At 71.6% G+C, this 18125-nt stretch carries 19 protein-coding genes; 7 read left to right on the top strand and 12 right to left on the bottom strand.

The window, feature by feature from the left end; all coding sequences use genetic code 11:
* Positions 1-99 precede the first annotated feature (99 nt).
* On the top strand, positions 100-555 hold the full coding sequence (locus ACGH7X_RS06105) for an RpiB/LacA/LacB family sugar-phosphate isomerase (protein ID WP_399882395.1): 456 nt from the start codon (positions 100-102) through the stop codon (positions 553-555).
* A 19-nt stretch (positions 556-574) separates the two neighbouring features.
* Here ACGH7X_RS06105 and rocD read toward each other — a convergent pair whose 3' ends face one another.
* The 3 genes from rocD to ACGH7X_RS06090 all read right to left on the bottom strand — a co-directional run bounded on the left by rocD (position 575) and on the right by ACGH7X_RS06090 (position 3281).
* Positions 575-1798 carry an ornithine--oxo-acid transaminase gene (gene rocD, locus ACGH7X_RS06100; RefSeq protein ID WP_399882393.1) on the bottom strand — a complete coding sequence of 408 codons (1224 nt, stop codon included), beginning with the start codon at positions 1796-1798 and terminating at the stop codon, positions 575-577.
* Positions 1795-2652, bottom strand: a complete 858-nt coding sequence (ddaH, locus tag ACGH7X_RS06095; RefSeq protein ID WP_399882391.1) for a dimethylargininase — start codon at positions 2650-2652, stop codon at positions 1795-1797. The genes rocD and ddaH overlap by 4 nt, the downstream gene beginning before the upstream one ends.
* Before the next feature lie 125 nt (positions 2653-2777).
* The gene (locus ACGH7X_RS06090) at positions 2778-3281 is read right to left on the bottom strand and encodes an Lrp/AsnC family transcriptional regulator (protein ID WP_399882389.1); all 504 of its coding nucleotides are present in this window, start codon (positions 3279-3281) and stop codon (positions 2778-2780) included.
* Positions 3282-3358: 77 nt separating this feature from the next.
* On the opposite strand from ACGH7X_RS06090, the gene ACGH7X_RS06085 reads away from it, so the two are divergent.
* From ACGH7X_RS06085 to ACGH7X_RS06070, 4 genes are all read left to right on the top strand, one after another.
* Positions 3359-4144, top strand: a complete 786-nt coding sequence (locus ACGH7X_RS06085; RefSeq protein WP_399882387.1) for a LytR/AlgR family response regulator transcription factor — start codon at positions 3359-3361, stop codon at positions 4142-4144.
* Between the two features lie 3 nt (positions 4145-4147).
* Positions 4148-4507 carry a hypothetical protein gene (locus tag ACGH7X_RS06080; protein WP_399882385.1) on the top strand — a complete coding sequence of 120 codons (360 nt, stop codon included), beginning with the start codon at positions 4148-4150 and terminating at the stop codon, positions 4505-4507.
* A 76-nt stretch (positions 4508-4583) separates the two neighbouring features.
* Positions 4584-6434: a cation acetate symporter gene (locus ACGH7X_RS06075; protein ID WP_399882383.1), complete on the top strand. Its 1851-nt coding sequence runs from the start codon at positions 4584-4586 to the stop codon at positions 6432-6434.
* An 8-nt stretch (positions 6435-6442) separates the two neighbouring features.
* Positions 6443-7648: a sensor histidine kinase gene (locus ACGH7X_RS06070; RefSeq protein ID WP_399896812.1), complete on the top strand. Its 1206-nt coding sequence runs from the start codon at positions 6443-6445 to the stop codon at positions 7646-7648.
* A gap of 40 nt (positions 7649-7688) precedes the next feature.
* Here ACGH7X_RS06070 and ACGH7X_RS06065 read toward each other — a convergent pair whose 3' ends face one another.
* The 5 genes from ACGH7X_RS06065 to ACGH7X_RS06045 all read right to left on the bottom strand — a co-directional run bounded on the left by ACGH7X_RS06065 (position 7689) and on the right by ACGH7X_RS06045 (position 12340).
* On the bottom strand, positions 7689-7859 hold the full coding sequence (locus ACGH7X_RS06065; protein ID WP_016325678.1) for a hypothetical protein: 171 nt from the start codon (positions 7857-7859) through the stop codon (positions 7689-7691).
* 92 nt (positions 7860-7951) lie between these two features.
* Positions 7952-8902, bottom strand: a complete 951-nt coding sequence (locus ACGH7X_RS06060) for a cytochrome c oxidase assembly protein (protein WP_399882381.1) — start codon at positions 8900-8902, stop codon at positions 7952-7954.
* A gap of 151 nt (positions 8903-9053) precedes the next feature.
* Positions 9054-10079 carry a 6-phosphofructokinase gene (locus ACGH7X_RS06055; RefSeq protein ID WP_399882379.1) on the bottom strand — a complete coding sequence of 342 codons (1026 nt, stop codon included), beginning with the start codon at positions 10077-10079 and terminating at the stop codon, positions 9054-9056.
* 270 nt (positions 10080-10349) lie between these two features.
* Positions 10350-11078 carry a type 1 glutamine amidotransferase gene (locus ACGH7X_RS06050; RefSeq protein WP_399882377.1) on the bottom strand — a complete coding sequence of 243 codons (729 nt, stop codon included), beginning with the start codon at positions 11076-11078 and terminating at the stop codon, positions 10350-10352.
* Between the two features lie 23 nt (positions 11079-11101).
* Complete coding sequence (locus tag ACGH7X_RS06045) at positions 11102-12340, bottom strand: MurT ligase domain-containing protein (RefSeq protein WP_399882375.1); 1239 nt, start codon at positions 12338-12340, stop codon at positions 11102-11104.
* A 169-nt stretch (positions 12341-12509) separates the two neighbouring features.
* On the opposite strand from ACGH7X_RS06045, the gene def reads away from it, so the two are divergent.
* Complete coding sequence (gene def, locus ACGH7X_RS06040; RefSeq protein ID WP_399882373.1) at positions 12510-13049, top strand: peptide deformylase; 540 nt, start codon at positions 12510-12512, stop codon at positions 13047-13049.
* A gap of 43 nt (positions 13050-13092) precedes the next feature.
* Here def and ACGH7X_RS06035 read toward each other — a convergent pair whose 3' ends face one another.
* Positions 13093-13749, bottom strand: a complete 657-nt coding sequence (locus tag ACGH7X_RS06035; protein ID WP_399882371.1) for a TetR family transcriptional regulator — start codon at positions 13747-13749, stop codon at positions 13093-13095.
* Positions 13750-13919: 170 nt separating this feature from the next.
* Here ACGH7X_RS06035 and ACGH7X_RS06030 point away from each other — a divergent pair, with 170 nt between their 5' ends.
* Complete coding sequence (locus ACGH7X_RS06030) at positions 13920-15146, top strand: acyl-CoA dehydrogenase family protein (RefSeq protein ID WP_399882369.1); 1227 nt, start codon at positions 13920-13922, stop codon at positions 15144-15146.
* On the opposite strand, the gene ACGH7X_RS06025 is transcribed toward ACGH7X_RS06030, so the two are convergent.
* The 3 genes from ACGH7X_RS06025 to ACGH7X_RS06015 are packed head-to-tail and all read right to left on the bottom strand — an operon-like array spanning position 15143 to position 18068.
* Positions 15143-15676 (bottom strand): cupin domain-containing protein, encoded by a 534-nt coding sequence (locus tag ACGH7X_RS06025; protein WP_399882367.1) that lies wholly within the window; start codon positions 15674-15676, stop codon positions 15143-15145. The two genes, ACGH7X_RS06030 and ACGH7X_RS06025, sit on opposite strands and share 4 nt — an antisense overlap.
* Positions 15673-16887 (bottom strand): cytochrome P450, encoded by a 1215-nt coding sequence (locus ACGH7X_RS06020; RefSeq protein ID WP_399882365.1) that lies wholly within the window; start codon positions 16885-16887, stop codon positions 15673-15675. The genes ACGH7X_RS06025 and ACGH7X_RS06020 overlap by 4 nt, the downstream gene beginning before the upstream one ends.
* Positions 16884-18068 carry a type III polyketide synthase gene (locus ACGH7X_RS06015; RefSeq protein ID WP_399882363.1) on the bottom strand — a complete coding sequence of 395 codons (1185 nt, stop codon included), beginning with the start codon at positions 18066-18068 and terminating at the stop codon, positions 16884-16886. Before ACGH7X_RS06015 ends, ACGH7X_RS06020 begins: the two co-directional genes overlap by 4 nt.
* Between the last annotated feature and the right edge of the window lie 57 nt (positions 18069-18125).

The raw sequence follows: 18125 nt of genomic DNA, 5'->3' as shown, positions 1-18125 counted from the left end.
AGGTCGTACCCGTTCCCCCGATCATGCTGGGTATGGTCGTGACTTCAGTCATGTGGTTGAGCCGATGAGGTGAACGCCCGGGTGAGTACGCTTCCGCACATGCGTATCTCCGTCTCCGCCGACATGGACGAACCCGTGGCCCGCCTCCTCGTCGAGGAGCTGCGCGGCCGCGGTCACGAGGTGCGCGCGCACGGCGCCCTGAGCCCGGGTGCGGACGCCCGGTGGGCGGTGTGCTCGGAGCTGGCCGCCCGCGAGGTCGCCGACGGCCGGGCCGACCAGGCGGTGGTGTGCTGCTGGACCGGCACGGGCGCGTCGATCGCCGCGAACAAGGTGCCGGGCGTACGCGCGGCCCTGTGCGCCGACGCCTACACGGCGGACGGGGCCCGCCGCTGGAACGACGCCAACGTGCTCGCGCTGAGCCTGCGGCTGACGTCCGCGCCGCTGCTGCGGGAGATCCTCGACGCCTGGTTCGCGGGCGCGCCGAGCAGCGACGCCGAGGACCTGGACAACGTGACGCTGGTGGAGCGGCTCGACCGGGGCCGAACCGCTCCGTAAGGACCGCCGCGACGGCACGCTAGGAGGTCAGGACCTTCTCCAGCGTTCCGAGGGCGCCCGCCAGCTCCTCACCCGTGACGGTCAGCGGCGGGGCCAGCCGGATCGTGGAGCCGTGGGTGTCCTTGACGAGGACACCCTCGCGCATCAGCCGTTCGCTGATCTCACGCCCGGTGCCCAGCGCCGGGTCCACGTCGACGCCCGCCCACAGCCCCCGCGCCCGGAAGCCGACGACACCCTTGCCGACCAGGGCGGCCAGGCCCTCGCGCAGCACCGTGCCCAGCTCGGCCGCCCGGCGCTGGAACTCGCCCGTCTCCAGCAGCTCCACCACCGCCGTGCCGACCGCGGCGGCCAGCGGATTGCCGCCGAACGTCGAACCGTGCTCACCCGGGTGCAGCACACCCAGCACCTCACGACTGCCGACCACCGCCGACACCGGGACGATGCCGCCGCCCAGCGCCTTGCCCAGCAGCACCACGTCCGGCACGACCGACTCGTGCTCGACGGCCAGGGTGTGGCCCGTGCGGCCCAGACCCGACTGGATCTCGTCCGCGACGAAGAGACAGCCCTCGCGCCGGGTCAGCTCCCGCACGCCGGCCAGATAGCCGTCGTCCGGGATCAGCACCCCCGCCTCGCCCTGGATCGGCTCGATCAGCACGGCCGCCGTCGTCTCGTCGACCGCCGCCTCCAGCGCCGCCAGGTCGTTGTACGGGACGATGCGGAAGCCGGGCGTGAAGGGGCCGAAGCCGGCGCGGGCCGTCTCGTCGGTGGAGAAGCTCACGATCGTCGTCGTACGGCCGTGGAAGTTGTCCGCGGCGACCACGATCGTCGCCCGGTCGGCCGGGACGCCCTTCACGTCGTAGGCCCACTTGCGGGCCACCTTGATGCCGCTCTCCACCGCCTCGGCGCCGGTGTTCATCGGCAGCACCATGTCCGTGCCGGTCAGCGCGGCCAGCCGCTCGGCGAAGCCCGCGAGCCGGTCGTTGTGGAAGGCGCGCGAGGTGAGCGTGAGCCGGTCCAGCTGCTGGTGGGCCGCCCCGACCAGGGCCGGGTGGCGGTGGCCGAAGTTGAGCGCCGAGTAGCCGGCCAGCATGTCCAGGTAGCGGCGGCCCTCCACGTCCTCGACCCAGGCGCCCTCCGCACGGGCCACCACGACGGGCAGCGGATGGTAGTTGTGCGCGAGGACGGGCTCCTCCGCGCGGATCAGTTCCCCGGAGTCGCGGGTGGTGCGGGCGGGTGCGGTCATGAGCGGGTCTCCCGGATCTCCTGGGTGCAGCACTTGATGCCGCCACCGGCCTTGTGGAACTCGGACAGGTCGACGGGGACGGGCACATAGCCGAGACCCGCGAGCCGGTCGGCCAGCGCCCGGGCCCCGGGCGCGATGAACACGTGCCGTCCGTCGGACACGGAGTTGAGCCCGAACGCCATGGCGTCCTCGCGGGTGGCGATCACCGCGTCCGGGTAGAGCCGCTCGAGCACCTCACGGCTGCCGGGGGAGAAGGCCCCGGGGTAGTAGGCGATGTTCCCGTCCTTTCCGGTCCCGGTCCCGGAACTCTCGGCCCCGTCGTCGAGCACGAACAGCGCCGTGTCCAGGTGGTAGAAGTACGGGTCCACCAGGGTCAGCGAGATCACCGGCACGCCGAAGAACTCCTGCACCTCGCGATGCGCCTCACGGGTGGTGCGGAACCCCGTGCCGGCCAGGATCCAGCGGCCGGCCGGCACCAGGTCGCCCTCGCCCTCGCAGACCGACTCGGGATGGTGGACCTCGAAGCCGCGGGTCTTGAACCACGCCTCGAAGGGCACGGACTCGGGACGTCGCTCGGGCGCGTGGAAGAGCGAGCCGAAGACCCGGCCCTCGACCACGACCGCGCAGTTCGCGGCGAAGACCATGTCGGGCAGACCCGGGACCGGCCCGACGGGATCCACGGTGTGACCGTGGGCACGGTAGGTGTCGACCAGTGCCTGCCACTGGTCGAGGGCGCGGATGACGTCGACGGGTCGGTCGGTGTTCATCCACGGGTTGATCGCGTACTGCACGGCGAAGTGTCTGGGTTCGCAGACCACGAATCGCCGCCGGCGCGGCACACGGGACTCGGGCACAGAGGGGTACCTCCGCTTTTCACGGTGTGTGACGGGGTGTTGACACCACGGTAAGAAGTGACACCCGAGCCCGACAAGCGACAAAAGCTGCGTGTTCCCGCAGGATCGCTGCGTTCTTCACCTGGTCAGCGCACGTCTGCTGCGCCTTCCGGAGCGAGCAGGGCGGCTCCCGCCTCCGAACTGTCCGGGAGCAGGTGGGACAGCACCATCACACTGATCGTCTTCCGAATGAACGGCTCCGCACGGATTCGCTCCAGCACCTCCTCGAAGTGCTCCACGTCCCGCGCCCGCACATGCAGCAGCGCGTCCGCGCCGCCCGTCACCGTCATCGCCGCCGTGATCTCCGGGTAGCCGCGCACGACCTCGGCGAGCCGCCTCGGCGGCGCCGCGCCCTCGCAGTACACCTCCACGTACGCCTCCGTGCGCCACCCCAGCGCCGAGGGCCGGACCGTCGCCGTGAACCCGGTGATCACATCGTTCTCGCGCAGCCGGTCCACCCGGCGCTTGACCGCCGTCGAGGACAGTCCGATCTCCGCCCCGATCTCGGCGAAGGACGTCCTGGCGTTCGCCATCAGCGCGGTGACGATCTTCCGGTCGAGTTCGTCGAACGAAACGGGCCTGCTGTTCATGCGGGCACTGTATCCAGCGGATAGGTCCACGTCGCAGGCGTGTGCAGGCGCACGGATTACTCCTACACTCCACGTTCATGCTGCGCGCCCTTGCTGTCGACGACGAACGCCCCACGCTCGAGGAACTCGTGTACCTGCTGAACGCCGACCCCCGCATCGGCACGGCGGAGGGCGCGAGCGACGCGACCGAGGCGCTGCGCCGCATCAACCGGGCCCTGGAGTCGGGCCCCGACGGTCCGGACGCCATCGACGTCGTCTTCCTCGACATCCAGATGCCCGGCCTCGACGGACTGGACCTCGCCCGGCTGCTGACCGGCTTCGCCCGGCCGCCGCTGGTCGTGTTCGTCACCGCGCACGAGGACTTCGCCGTCCAGGCCTTCGACCTCAAGGCCGTCGACTACGTGCTCAAACCCGTCCGCAGGGAACGGCTCGCCGAGGCCGTCCGCCGCGCCGCCGAACGGCGCGGCACCGCGACCGCCGCCTCCGCCTCCACCGCCGCGTCCGCCCCGCGCATACCCGTGGTGCACGAACCCGACTCCGACCACATCACCGTGGAACTCGGCGGCGTCACCCGCTTCGTCCCCGTCGACGACATCACCCACGTCGAGGCCCAGGGCGACTACGCCAGACTGCACACCGACCGGGGCAGCCACCTCGTCCGCATCCCCCTGTCCACCCTGGAGGAGCGCTGGCGCGCCCGCGGCTTCGTCCGCATCCACCGCCGCCACCTCGTCGCCCTGCGCCACATCGGAGAACTCCGGCTCGACGCGGGCACCGTCAGCGTCCTGGTCGGCACCGAGGAACTCCAGGTCAGCAGGCGCCACGCGCGCGAACTGCGGGACCTGCTCATGCGGAGGCCGTGAGTCGTGCCCCAGGACCCGACCGAACGCCGCGTCACCGTCACCGGCCCGCCCAGGCGTACCCGGCGCGCGTCCGGCTACTACCGGCCGCGCACCGAGATCGACGAGCAGACCACCCTGGGCCACACCTACGTCCGCTCCCTGATGCGCAGCCAGCTGCGCGCCGGCCTCGCCGCCTTCGCCGTCCTCGGGCTCCTCGTGGCGCCGCTGCCGCTGCTGTTCGCCGCGGTGCCCGGCGCCCGCCGCCTGGAGTGGGCCGTCCTCGGCTTCGGCCTGTACGCCCCGCTGGTCCTCCTCGCCCGCTGGTACGTGCGTCGCGCCGAGCGCAACGAACGCGACTTCGTACGCCTGGTCGAGGACCGATGACCTCGCCGGCCGGGGACGAGTACGAGAACAAGGTCAGGGACGGGGACAGGGCTGGGGACGGGGCCGTGCAGGCGCCATGAACTCCAGCTACGCCATACCCGCCGTCGCCCTCGTCGTCGTGGCCACCGTCCTCGTCGGCGCCTTCGGCCTGCGCATCTCCCGCACCACCTCCGACTTCTACGTCGCCTCCCGCGCCGTCGGCCCCCGCCTCAACGCCGCCGCCATCAGCGGCGAGTACCTCTCCGCCGCGTCCTTCCTCGGCATCGCGGGGCTGGTCCTCGTCCAGGGCCCCGACATGCTCTGGTACCCGGTCGGATACACCGCCGGCTACCTGGTCCTGCTGCTCTTCGTCGCCGCCCCGCTGCGCCGCTCCGGGGCCTACACGCTGCCCGACTTCGCCGAGGCCCGGCTCGCCTCCCAGGGGGTACGGCGGCTCGCGGGCGCCTTCGTCGTCGGCGTCGGCTGGCTGTACCTGCTGCCCCAGCTCCAGGGCGCCGGACTGACGCTGACCGTGCTCAGCGGGGCGCCCGACTGGCTCGGCGGGGTGATCGTCGCCGTCGTCGTCACCGCCATCGTCGCCGCCGGCGGCATGCGCAGCATCACCTTCGTCCAGGCCTTCCAGTACTGGCTGAAGCTCACCGCCCTGCTCGTCCCCGCCCTCTTCCTGATGCTGGCCTGGCAGAGCGACGGCGCCCCCGGCCGCCCCTTCGAGGAACCGGCAACCTTCCGCGAGCAGCGCTCCGTCCGGGTCGACGACAGCCTCACCCTCAAGCTCGAGGGGCCCCTGACGGTCACCGTCGACGGCACCGTGGACGGCCGCGCCCACGAGGGCACCCGGCTCGACCTGCCCGCCGGCACCCATCACATCGAGGCCGGCACCCGGCTCACCTTCGCCAAGGACACCCCCGTCCCGGCCGCCGGACGCGGCGCCGACGACGCCCTGTCGCCCTCGCGGGCGGAGAGCCGCACGGAACGCCCGCTGTACGCCACGTACGGCCTGATCCTCGCGACCTTCCTGGGCACCATGGGCCTGCCGCACGTCGTGGTGCGCTTCTACACCAGCCCGACCGGCGTGGCCGCCCGCCGCACCACCGTCGCCGTCCTCGGCCTGATCGGCGCCTTCTACCTGCTGCCACCCGTCTACGGCGCCCTCGGCCGCCTCTACGCCCCCGAACTGACCCTCACCGGCGACGCCGACGCCGCCGTCCTGCTGCTGCCCGACCGGATGATCGGGGGAGTGGGCGGCGACCTGCTCGGCGCGCTGGTCGCGGGCGGTGCGTTCGCCGCGTTCCTGTCCACCGCGTCGGGGCTGACCATGGCCGTCGCGGGCGTGCTCACCCAGGACGTGCTGCCGTCCCGCGCGGTGCCGCACTTCCGGCTCGGCACCCTCCTCGCCATGGCGGTGCCACTGGCGGCGAGCGCGCTGGTCGGCGGTCTGCCGGTCGCCGACGCCGTCGGCCTCGCCTTCGCCGTCTCCGCCTCCTCCTTCTGCCCGCTGCTCGTGCTCGGCATCTGGTGGCGGCGGCTGACCCCGCCCGGTGCGGCGGCCGGGATGCTCGTGGGAGGCGGCTCCGCGCTGCTCGCCGTCGCCGCCACCATGGGCGGCTTCCCGGGCGGCGGCGGTGCCCTGCACGCGCTGCTGGCCTGGCCCGCCCTGTGGTCGGTACCGCTGGGCTTCCTCACCATGGTGCTGGTCTCCCTGGCCACCCCGGGCCGGGTACCTGCCGGGACGGCGGCGATCCTGGCGCGCTTCCACCTGCCGGAGGAGCTGGGAACGGAAGAGCTGCGCGCGGAGGACGTGCGCGCGGACGACATGCGGGTGGACAACATGCGCGCGGACGATCTGAAGACGGGCGGCCCGCGGGTCGGCCGTCCGGGGGCGGAGGGCCCGCAGGCGGGGGACCCGCGCGAGGAGGCGACCTCGTGAGCGGCTCGGTGAGTGGTTTCCTGGCGGGCCTGGTCGTCGCCGTGCTCCCCCTGCTGGCCGCCGGTTTCTGGCTGGGGCGGCGCACGGCCCGCCCGCAGAACCTGGGCGGCCTGGGCACCCCGGTCGAGCACGCCACCTTCCAGACCCTGCACACCGCCTCCCTGGCCACGCCCCCGCTGCGGGCCGGCCTGACCGAGGAGACCGCGGGCAGGTCGGCCCGCAAGCTGCGCTCCCTGCTGGGCACGGACGCGCTGTGCCTGACCGACCTCAAGGAGGTCCTGGTCTGGGACGGCATCGGCGCCCACCACCGCACCGAGATCATGGAGCGCCTCGCCGGACCGCTGGAGAGCGGCCGGGGCGAGGCCTTCCGCCTCACCTGCGACACCCCCGACTGCACCGTCCGCTGGGCCGTCGTCGCCCCGCTCACCGTCGACGACCGGGTGCACGGCGCCCTCGTCGCCTGCGCGCCCCGCGAGTCCGCCGTCCTGGTCCGGGCGGCCGGCGAGGTGGCCCGCTGGGTCTCGGTCCAGCTGGAGCTGGCCGACCTCGACCAGTCCCGCACCCGGCTCATCGAGGCCGAGATCAAGGCGCTGCGGGCCCAGATCTCCCCGCACTTCATCTTCAACTCGCTCGCGGTGATCGCGTCCTTCGTGCGCACCGACCCCGAGCGCGCCCGCGAGCTGCTGCTGGAGTTCGCCGACTTCACCCGCTACTCGTTCCGCCGGCACGGCGACTTCACCACCCTCGCCGACGAGCTGCACGCCATCGACCACTACCTGGCGCTGGTGCGGGCCCGCTTCGGCGACCGCCTCGCCGTCACCCTCCAGGTCGCCCCCGAGGTGCTGCCGGTCGCGCTGCCCTTCCTCTGCCTCCAGCCGCTCGTCGAGAACGCCGTCAAGCACGGTCTGGAGGGCAAGGCCGACCGGTGCCGCATCCAGATCACCGCCCAGGACGCGGGCGCCGAGGCGCTGGTCGTCATCGAGGACGACGGCGCGGGCATGGACCCCGGCCTGCTGCGCCGCATCCTGGCGCGCGAGGTCAGCCCGTCGGGCGGCATCGGGCTGTCCAACGTCGACGACCGCCTCCGCCAGGTCTACGGAGACGACCACGGCCTCGTCATCGAGACGGCCGTCGGCGCGGGCATGAAGATCACGGTCCGGCTGCCGAAATACCAGCCGGGCGTGCACTCGGCGGGCCGGCTCGGCCGTGAGTGAGCCGCCCGGCGAGTGGTTCCTGGTGCGCCCCGCACGGGGCTCAGGCGCTGCGCGTGGCCACCAGCCCCAGGGTGATCAGCCCCAGCACGACCCAGCCGAACCACAGCCAGCCGTTGCTCCCGAGCGCCACCGTGTACGCCGTCACCGCGACGAGGCCGCCGATGGTGAGCGCCCCCATCGTCTTCGTCGAACTGTCCGTGGAACCGGGCATCGCAACACCCTCCTCGTGGTTCGCTCCCCCCTATGGTGCCCCGGTTCTGGCTCCGCAGGGAGGCGGACGACGAGATGCGTGCCCGGTTGCGTTCAGCCGCCGCGTGTGTTCAGTGAGGCCAGGTAGGCGTTGTACGCCGCGAGTTCCTTGTCGCCGTCGCGGTCGGCCGCCCGGTCGCTGCGCCGGGCCTGCCGCTCCTCCGAGGCGTACCACTGGAAGAGCAGCGCGAGGAGCACCAGCACGGACGGGACCTCGCTGAAGGCCCAGGCGATGCCACCGGCCGCGTTCTGGTCGGAGAGCGCGTCGATGCCGAGCGAGGCGGGCGGGTTCTCGAACGTCTCGACCATCGGGGAGGACGCCATCATCAGCGCGATGCCGAAGAACGCGTGGAACGGCATGCCCGCGAACAGCTCCAGCATCCGCATGAGGTAACCAGGCCGGTGCGGTCCGGGGTCCACGCCCATGATCGGCCAGAAGAACACCACCCCGACCGCGAGGAAGTGCACCATCATCGCGATGTGCCCGGCCTGGGAGCCCATCAAGGCGTCGAAGATCGGGGTGAAGTACAGGGCGTACAGACTCGCGATGAACAGCGGGATGGTGAACGCGGGGTGGGTGATGAACCGCATGTAGCGGCTGTGCAGCAGCATCAGCAGCATCTCGCGGGGGCCCTTGCGGCCGCGGCCCGCCGGGGCGAGCGCGCGCAGGGCCAGCGTGATCGGGGCGCCGAGCAGCAGCAGGATCGGCGACACCATGCTGATCACCATGTGCTGGACCATGTGCACGCTGAACATGACCATGCCGTAGTCGTTGAGCTTCGTGCACATCATCAGGGCGATGCTCAGCACACCGGCCACGAAGGACACGGTCCGGCCGACCGGCCACTTGTCGCCGCGCCGGGTCAGCCGGACGAGGCCCCAGCCGTAGAGCGCCAGACCCAGGAGACACGCGATCAGGAAGAAGGGATCCGCCGACCAGGCGAGACCCCGCCCCAGCGTGAACGGCGGCAGATCCATCGTCATGCCGTGCCCGCTGTGATCCATCCGCCGGCTCCTGTTTCGTGGGGGTTGAGCGCGGTTGAACGCCGCTTGTCCGAAGCAAGCGTAGAACCGCCCCCGGCCGCGCTTGCGACCGGGGGCTGCGAACACGCCCGCGACGAACCAGTACGCCCGAGCTCTCAGCGGCCTCGCAGATTCAGAGCACGCACTCCGCCTCCGCGTACCGCTCATCCGGCACCGTCTTCAAAGACTCCACCGCGTCGGCGAGCGACACCATCGTGATGTCCGTCCCGCGCAGGGCCGTCATCTTCCCGAACTCCCCGCGGTGCACGGCCTCCACCGCGTGCCACCCGAACCGCGTCGCCAGTACCCGGTCGTACGCCGTCGGCGTGCCGCCGCGCTGGACGTGTCCGAGGATCACCGGCCGGGCCTCCTTGCCGAGCCGTTCCTCCAGCTCGATCGAGAGCTGGCGGGCGATCCCGGCGAAGCGCTCGTGACCGTAGACGTCCTTGCCGCCCTCGTCGAAGTCCATGGAGCCGGCCTTCGGCTTGGCACCCTCCGCGGCCACCACGATCGCGAACCGCTTGCCCGCCGAGAAGCGCTCGCCGACCTTCGCGGCCAACTCGTCGATGTCGAAGGGCCGCTCCGGGACGACGACGGCGTGCGCGCCGGCCGCCATGCCCGAGTGCAGCGCGATCCAGCCCGTGTGGCGCCCCATGACCTCGACGATCAGCACCCGCTGGTGGGACTCGGCGGTGGTCTTCAGCCGGTCCAGGGCCTCGGTGGCCACGGTCACGGCCGTGTCGAAGCCGAAGGTGACGTCGGTGACCGCTATGTCGTTGTCGATCGTCTTCGGCACGCCCACGATCGGCAGGCCGTTGTCGGACAGCAGCCGGGCCGCCTTGAGCGTGCCCTCGCCGCCGATCGGGATGATCGCGTCGAGGCCGAGTTCCTCGACGTGCCCCCGGGCCCGCTCGACGCCGTCCCGCAGATGCTCGGGACGGACCCGGGAGGAGCCGAGGATGGTGCCGCCGCGTGCCAGGATGCCGCCGACCGCGTCGAGGTCCAGCTTGAGGTAGTCGCACTCCAGGAGGCCCTTCCAGCCGTCCCGGAAGCCGATGACCTCGTCGCCGTGGTCGACGACGGCACGGTGCACGACGGACCGGATGACGGCGTTCAGGCCTGGGCAGTCGCCGCCGGACGTGAGGACACCAATGCGCATAGCCCGAAATACCTTCTCAACGTGGCACGGGTCCGGACCGCGCTGTCCGGCTCGATTCCCGCCACCCTAGCGGCATCGGGGGGCGGGACCGAACCGTGCGTCCGCCTACTGGACGAGCCCGCTCACCTGTGCGGATGAGCCATCAGACGGGCTGCCGCGCACCTGTGACTACGCAGGCACTGCGCAGCTGTGATTACGCAGGCACTGCACAGCTGTGATTACGCAGGCTGCTGCGCAACTGTGACTACGCAGGCTGCTGCGCAACTGTGACTACGCAGGCTGCTGCGCAGCCGCGATGCGCTCGTTGCGGAGCGCCTCGTACCAGCGGTCGTCGGTCGGCGGCAGTGCGTTCACGTCGAGGGCCAGCTTGAGCAGCAGGTCCGCGATCAGCGGGTTGCGGGCCAGCACGGGACCGTGCATGTACGTGCCGAAGACCGTGTCGTTGTACGCGCCCTCCGTGCCGTCCCCCGTGCCGTTGCCGTTGCCGAAGCGGACCTGGGCGAGCGGGCGGGCGTTGGGCCCGACGTGGGTGACGCCCTGGTGGTTCTCGAAGCCGGTCAGCGGGGGCAGGCCGAGACGCGCGTCGATGTCGCCGAGGACGTCACCGACGCATCGCGCGCCCTCGCCGCGGGTCGAGACCACGTCGAGCAGGCCGAGGCCCGGCTCGCGCTGGCCGAGGTCGTTGATGAACTCGTGGCCCAGGATCTGGTAGCCGGCGCAGACGGAGAAGACGATCGCACCGTTCTCCACCGCCCGTTGCAGGCCGCCGTCGCGGCGCAGCCGCTCGGCCGCGAGCCGCTGCGGCCGGTCCTCGCCGCCGCCGATGAGGTAGATGTCGCCGGAGGTCGGGATCGGCTGGTCGCTGCGCACGTCGAGCCTGGCCACGTCGAGGCCGCGCTGGCGGGCCCGGCGCTCCACGACCAGCGCGTTGCCCTGGTCGCCGTAGGTGCTGAGGAGGTCCGGGTAGATCCAGACGATCCGCAGTTGGTTGTCGCTCACGAAAGTCCCCTGAGGTCTCGCGGTCAGTTGCCGACGCGGCGGCGCAGGTCCTGGAAGGCGGTGTAGTTCGCGATGACCTCGATGCGTCCGGGCGGGCACTGCTGCACCGCCTGGTCGAGGTTCTCGCACACCTGGAACTGCTGGTTCGCGACCTCCAGGCGCACCGCGAGGTCCAGCTTCCGGTCGCCGATCACGCAGATCGGGTGACCGGTCAGCCGGGTGTAGTCCACGTCCCACAGCCAGGAGGTGTCGGTGCCGTCGGCGCCGCGCGCGTTCACCGAGAGGATCACCGGGGTCGGCGGCGGGTCGATCAGGGAGAAGGTCTCCAGCCAGCCCGCCGGGTTCTTGGCGAGCAGCAGCCGCAGGTCACGGCCCTGGAACTGCACGACGTCGTAGCGTCCGGCGACCGCCTGCACCTGGTACATGCGCTCCAGGGCGACCTGCGGCGGCACCCCGAAGACGGCGGCGACGGCGGCCGAGGAGGCGGCGTTGGCCTTGTTGGCGCGGCCCGGCAGCTGCAGGTGGATCGGCCAGGCGGAGCCGTGCGGGTCGAGGACGTGGTCGCCGGAGAGCGCCCAGCTCGGCGTCGGGCGCCGGAAGCCGCACTCGCCGCAGAACCAGTCGTCGCCGGGGCGCTGCATCACGCCGCCGCAGGACGGGCAGGACCAGGCGTCGTCCTTCCACATCTGCCCGGCGGCGACCCAGATGACGTTGGGGGAGGAGGACGCGGCCCACACCACCAGCGGGTCGTCGGCGTTGGCGACGATCACGGCCTTCGAGCCGGCCAGGCCCTCACGCCAGTTCTCGGCGAGCATGCGGGTCTCGGCGGCGCGGTCCAGCTGGTCGCGGGAGAGGTTGAGCAGGGCGATGCACTTCGGGTCGGTGGCCTGGGCGACGCCGACGAGGTACTTCTCGTCGACCTCGATGACCCCGTAGCGGGACTCCGAACCGCTCGCGAGGGCCGAGGTGATCCCGGCCGGCATGTTGGCGCCGAGCGCGTTGGAGACGACCGGACCGGCCGCCTTGAGCGCCTCCGCGATGAGCCGGGTGGTGGTGGTCTTGCCGTTGGTCGCCGAGACCAGGGTCACGTCCAGGTGCTGGGCGAGCCGGGCGAGGAGGTCGGGATCGAGTCTCAGCGCGACCTTGCCGCCGATCACCGAACCGCTGCCGCGCCCCGCGGCGCGAGATGCCGCCGCGACCGCCTTGCCCGCGGTAACGGCGATCTTGGCCCGGGGCGAGAGCGGGTCCGAGTTGCCTGCCATCAGTTCTCGATCCTCCTTGCGTACGCGCCGCGCCTGAAGCCTGACGGCCACGTGGTGTGGACCTCAGCCTATCGAGATCCGTTCGCACTCCCGAATCGCGGCACCGGCCACGAGGTTCTGGCGGTGGGCGCGAGCCGCCGGGGAACACAGGGACCTTACTCTGACCGTCATGCGACACGGCTCCATCCCGGGCGCCCACGGGCGCGTCCGCTCCCTCGGCCTCCTCGGCGATCCCGTCCTGCACGCCCCCTGCGACGAGGTGACCGACTTCGGACCGGAACTCGCGGCGCTCGTGGAGGACTTGTTCGCGACCATGTACGCCGCCCACGGCGTGGGTCTGGCCGCGAACCAGATCGGCGAGGCGGTGCGCGTCTTCGTGTACGACTGCCCGGACGACGAGGACGAGCGGCACCTCGGGCACGTGGTGAACCCGCGGCTCGTCGAGACCGGCGGGGTGGTGGTGCGCGGGCCGGAGGGCTGTCTGTCGCTGCCGGGCCTCGAGGCCGGGACCGAGCGTCACGACGAGGCGGTCGTGACCGGTTTCACGGTGACCGGGGAACCGGTCACCGTACGCGGGACGGGGTTCTTCGCCCGGTGCCTCCAGCACGAGTGCGATCACCTGGAGGGGCGGGTCTACGCCGACCGCCTTACCGGCCGGCGCCACCGGAAGCTGATGCGACAGGTGGCACGGGCGTCCTGGCACCGCTGAGCGGGACCACCGACGAGAACCGGGGCGCGGAGCGACCGGGGGGTCAGAAGCCCGGGCCGCCCGCCTTGTCGCCGGCCTCGGCGAGGCGGCCCCACAGCAGGTCGGCCAGGGTGCGGACCAATTCCTCCCGGGGGCAGGGGCGTTCGCCCAGCCACCAGTCCCCGGCGGCGTGCATCATGCCGACGATCCCGTGCCCCCACACCCGGGCCAGCTGCTGCGTGCCCGGTCCGACGTCGAGGCGCTCCTCGATGACCTGGGCCAGCTCCTCGCCCATGCGGCGCAGCAGCGGCGCCGAGTGCTTGCCGACGTCGAAGCCCTGGTCGGCCTGGTCGGCGGGTGTGGTGACGCCCTCCGCCGGATGCATCAGGAAGCGGTACACCTGAGGGCGTGCCTCGATGGCCGCCAGATAGGTGTCCAGGGTGGCCTCGACGCGCTGGCGCCGCTGGGCCGGGGCGTCCAGGGCGGCCCGCAGCGAGGCGAGGAGGGCGTCGGTGTGCCGGACGGCGAGGGCGGCGTAGAGTCCGCCCTTGTCGCCGAAGTGGCGGTACAGGATCGGCTTGGTGATGCCGGCCTCGGCGGCGATGGCGTTCATCGAGGCGTGCGGACCGTCGCGCAGCACCACCCGGTCGGCGGCCTCGAGCAGCTCGCGCCGTCTGCGGTCGGCGGACGTCTGCTGATCGGTCCGCTGTGTGGTGTTCATGTGCTCTCCCCACCCGTGCTGTTTCGGTGACGCCTGCGCAAACTAACACTCACAGGGCACGTGACATCGAACGGGAGGGCGAGGGGGTCCCGGGAGTTGACTTTTCCTACCCGCCGGTAACAGACTCGAGGTTACCGCAAGTAACATGCACGTGCGTCACTGGAGGGGACATGGCCGAGTTCACCATGGAGCTGAGCGACGAACAGAAGGAGGTCCGGGACTGGCTGCACGGCTTCGCGGCCGACGTCATCCGCCCCGCGGCCGCCGAATGGGACGAGCGCGAGGAGACTCCCTGGCCGGTCATCCAGGAGGCCGCCAAGGTCGGTATCTACTCCCTCGACTTCTACGCCCAGCAGTACTTCGACTCCACCGGCCTCGGCATCCCCATGGCGATGGAGGAGCTGTTCTGGGGCGACGCGGGCATCGCCCTGTCGATCGTCGGCACCGGCCTCGCCGCCGTCGGCGTCCTCGCCAACGGCACCGAGGAGCAGATCGGCACCTGGATCCCCCAGATGTACGGCGACGCCAACGACGTCAAGGTCGCCGCCTTCTGCTCGTCCGAGCCCGACGCCGGCTCCGACGTGGCCTCCATGCGCACGCGTGCCGTGTACGACGAGGCCAAGGACGAGTGGGTCCTCAACGGCACCAAGACCTGGGCGACCAACGGCGGCATCGCCAACGTCCACGTCGTCGTCGCGGTCGTCGACGCGGAGCTGGGCTCCAAGGGCCACGCCTCCTTCATCGTCCCGCCGGCCACCCCGGGACTGTCCCAGGGGCAGAAGTTCAAGAAGCACGGCATCCGCGCCTCGCACACCGCCGAGGTCGTCCTCGACAACGTGCGCGTCCCCGGCTCCTGCCTCCTCGGCGGCAAGGAGAAGCTGGACGCCCGCCTGGCCCGCGCCCGGGAGAAGGCCAAGAAGGGCGGCGAGCGGGTGAAGAACGCCGCGATGGCCACCTTCGAGGCGTCCCGCCCGGCGGTCGGCGCGATGGCGGTGGGCACCGCCCGGGCCGCGTACGAGGTGGCGCTGGAGTACGCGCAGACGCGGGAGCAGTTCGGACGCCCGATCATCGACAACCAGGGCATCGCCTTCCAGCTCGCCGACATGCGGACGTCCATCGACGCGGCGCGGCTGCTGGTGTGGCGGGCCTCCTGGATGGCGATCAACGGCAAGCCGTTCACGGCGGCCGAGGGATCGATGTCCAAGCTGTTCGCGAGCGAGACCGCGAAGAAGGTGACCGCCCAGGCGATCCAGATCCTGGGCGGCAACGGCTACACGCGCGAGTACCCGGTGGAGCGGATGCACCGCGACTCCGCGATCTACACGATCTTCGAGGGCACGAGCGAGATCCAGCGGCTGGTGATCGCGCGCACGTTGGCGGGCATGCCGATCCGCTAACCGTGTCGCAGGGGCGTGAGCTGCTCGATGTCGTACTTGGCCCGCAGCGCCTCGATGGCCTCGTGGTCCGGCGGCCCCCCGTCGCCCAGGATCTCCAGCAGTTCCTCGAAGTAGCGCTCGTGGTCCGGGGGCGGGCTGGCCTGGAAGAACATCTTGGCCGGTTCGTCCGTCGGGTTGGCGAAGGCGTGGGGGCAGCCGGGGGGTACGACGATGACCGTGCCCGGGGTGGCGCGGACCACCCGGTTGCCCGAAGTCGACTCCCACGTCCGCCAGTTGTCGGGCGTGCGGATGCGCGGTTCGAAGGCGAGCACGTCCAGCTCGCCCTCGAGCACGTAGAACAGCTCCTCGCTGCGGGTGTGCACATGGGCGCCGACGTCGAAGCCCGGTGGCACGATCACCTCGAAGGTGGAGGCCATGCGCGAGTGCGAACCGGTCACCTTGAAGGTCACGTGCTGGGCCGGCGCCTGCACCACCCGGCCGTGGCCCGGCGGCACCAGCAGGCCCTCCGCCGCCGCCACGAGCCCGCTCACCAGGTCACCGGCAGTGCCTCGGGCCCACGGATCAGCGCACCCTTCTTGAAGGGCACGTCCTCGGGCGGCACCGCGAGCTTCAGCCCGGGCACCCGGTCCAGGACCGCGTCGACGAGCAGCTCCGACTCCAGGCGGGCCAGCATGCCGCCGGGGCAGTAGTGCGGGCCGAAGCCGAAGGAGACGTGCGGGTTGGGGCTGCGGTCGAAGTCGATCGTGTCCGGGTCGGGGAAGACCCCGGGGTCGCGGTTGGCGGCCAGGTACGACACGTAGACCGCGTCGCCCGCGCGGAGCCGCACGCCCCTGATCTCCACGTCCTCCAGGACGATCCGGGACAGCCCGACGGCGTTGCGGTGGGGAATCCAGCGCAGCAGTTCGTCGATGGCCCGGGGGCGGATCCCCGGTTCGGAGCGCAGGCGCTCGGCCAGCTCCGGGCGGCTCAGCAGCAGGTGGAACATCTGCCCGCTGTTGTTGGTGACCGCCTCGCCCCCGATCTGGAGCAGGACCGCGAGCCCCACCGCCTCCTCCAGGGTGATCTCGCCCCGGCCCACGGCGCCGCCCAGCAGCGAGGTGACGTCCTCGCCGGTGCTGTCCGAGCGGAGCCCGATGAGATCGGCGAAGTAGGCGTTCATCTCCTGCTTGGCCCGCTCGCTGACCTCGGCGCCGTGCGAGGAGGACAGGATGAGCTGGGTCCAGGTGTGCATGGAGTGCCGGTCGGTGGCCGGGACGCCCATCAGCTCGCAGATCACCGCGATGGGGAAGGGGCTCAGCACGGCCTCGGTGAGATCGGCGGGCGGGCCGGCCCTCAGCATCGCGTCGACCAGTTCGTCGAGCATGCCGCGGGACCTCTCGCGCACGCGCTCCACGCCCCGGGCGGTGAAGGCCGCGGCCACCGAGCGGCGCAGCCGGGTGTGGTCGGGCGGGTCCAGGAAGCCGACCGCGCCGCGCGCCGGGATGAAGTGCGGCGCCAGCCGGGTGACCTGCCGGTCCATGACCGCCTCGCGGCCGAAGCGCGGGTCGTTGGTGACCAGGCGGACGTCGTCGTGCCGGGTCACCAGCCAGGCCCAGCCCTCGCCGTTGGGCAGTGAGACACGGGTGACGGGGCCCTCCCGCATCAACTCGGTCAGCACCGGGTCGAAGTCGGTGCCGGGCAGGTCGACGGCCGGCCAGTCCCGTACCGGCGGCACGGTCTGAGGAATCGTTTCTTCGCTCATGGCTGCCTCACACTCCGCGTCACGCCCCGTGCCACGCCCCGTGTCACGTCCTGCCGCACGCCCCGCCGCACGTCCGCGGTCTGCCAGCAGCCCAGGGACATCTCCGCGGTGATGCCGGGACCGAAACCGGCCAGCAGCCCGCGTGCCCGGTCCTCGGCACCGCCGGCGTCGAAGAGCCTGCGCAGCGCGTCCAGGACGACGGCGCTGGCGATGTTGCCGTACTCGGTGAGCGTGGCCCGGCTGAACCGGAACGCGTGCGGGTCGACCTGGAGGAACTTGCTGAGATCGTCCAGGATCCGGGGACCGCCCGCGTGCACGATGTAGAAGTCCAGGTCGGAGGCGTCCCAACCGTGTTCGCCCGCCAGCTGCTTGAGCGCCGGTGCGAGCGGCTCCATGGTGGCCGGCACCCGCTTGTCCAGGAGGAAGTGGAAACCGGTCTCCTTCACGGCGTACATGATCCATTCCTCGGTCTTGGGGATCAGGTACGAGCCGTTGCGTTCCAGGCGCACGCCGGTGCCGCCCCGGCCGCGGACCACGGCCGCGGCGATGCCGTCGCCGAACAGGCCGTTGGAGAGCAGGGAGCCCACACCGATGTCGGTGGGCTGGTAGCACAGCGAGCAGAACTCGCAGGCCACGATGAGCGCGTTGGCCTCCGGATAGGCGGTGCAGAAGTCGTGGGCCCGGTTGATCGCCGCACCCCCGGCGGCGCAGCCCAGCTGGGCGATGGGTATCTGCCGCGTGGTGCTGTCGAAGCCCATCTCGTTGATCAGCCACGCCGTGAGCGAGGGCATCATGAAGCCCGTGCACGAGACGTAGATGATCACGTCGATGTCCGTGGTGAGCAGCTCCGCGTCGTCGAGGGCCCGCTGGACCACGGCCGGGACGCGGGCCTTCGCCTCGCGCTCGTAGATCCGGTTGCGGTCCTCGAAGCCGGGGTGCCTCAGGGTCTCCTCGATGGGCTGCACGATGTGCCGGGTGCGGACCCCGGTGTTCTCTATCAGCCGGAGGGCCAGCGGCAGTTGGGGATGGTCGGTGTGGCGCTCGCGCGCCAGCTCCAGCGTCTCCTCCATCGTGATCACGTGCTCCGGGACGGACACCGAGGGTCTGCACAAAGTCGCCATGAACCGTGCCTGCTTTCGCCTCGCGGAAGGCTTGCGCCCCCCGGCTGGAAAGTGCCGCACCTTTTCAGGGGTGCCCGTCCACGATCACCCATCGGCACGGCGATCTCTCGCCGGGTT

Origin of the sequence: Streptomyces sp. BBFR51 (assembly GCF_044591655.1) — a bacterium.
Lineage (GTDB): Bacteria > Actinomycetota > Actinomycetes > Streptomycetales > Streptomycetaceae > Streptomyces.
The sequence above is the reverse complement of the archived record's forward strand: the minus strand, read 5'-3'. Positions and strand labels throughout refer to the sequence as shown.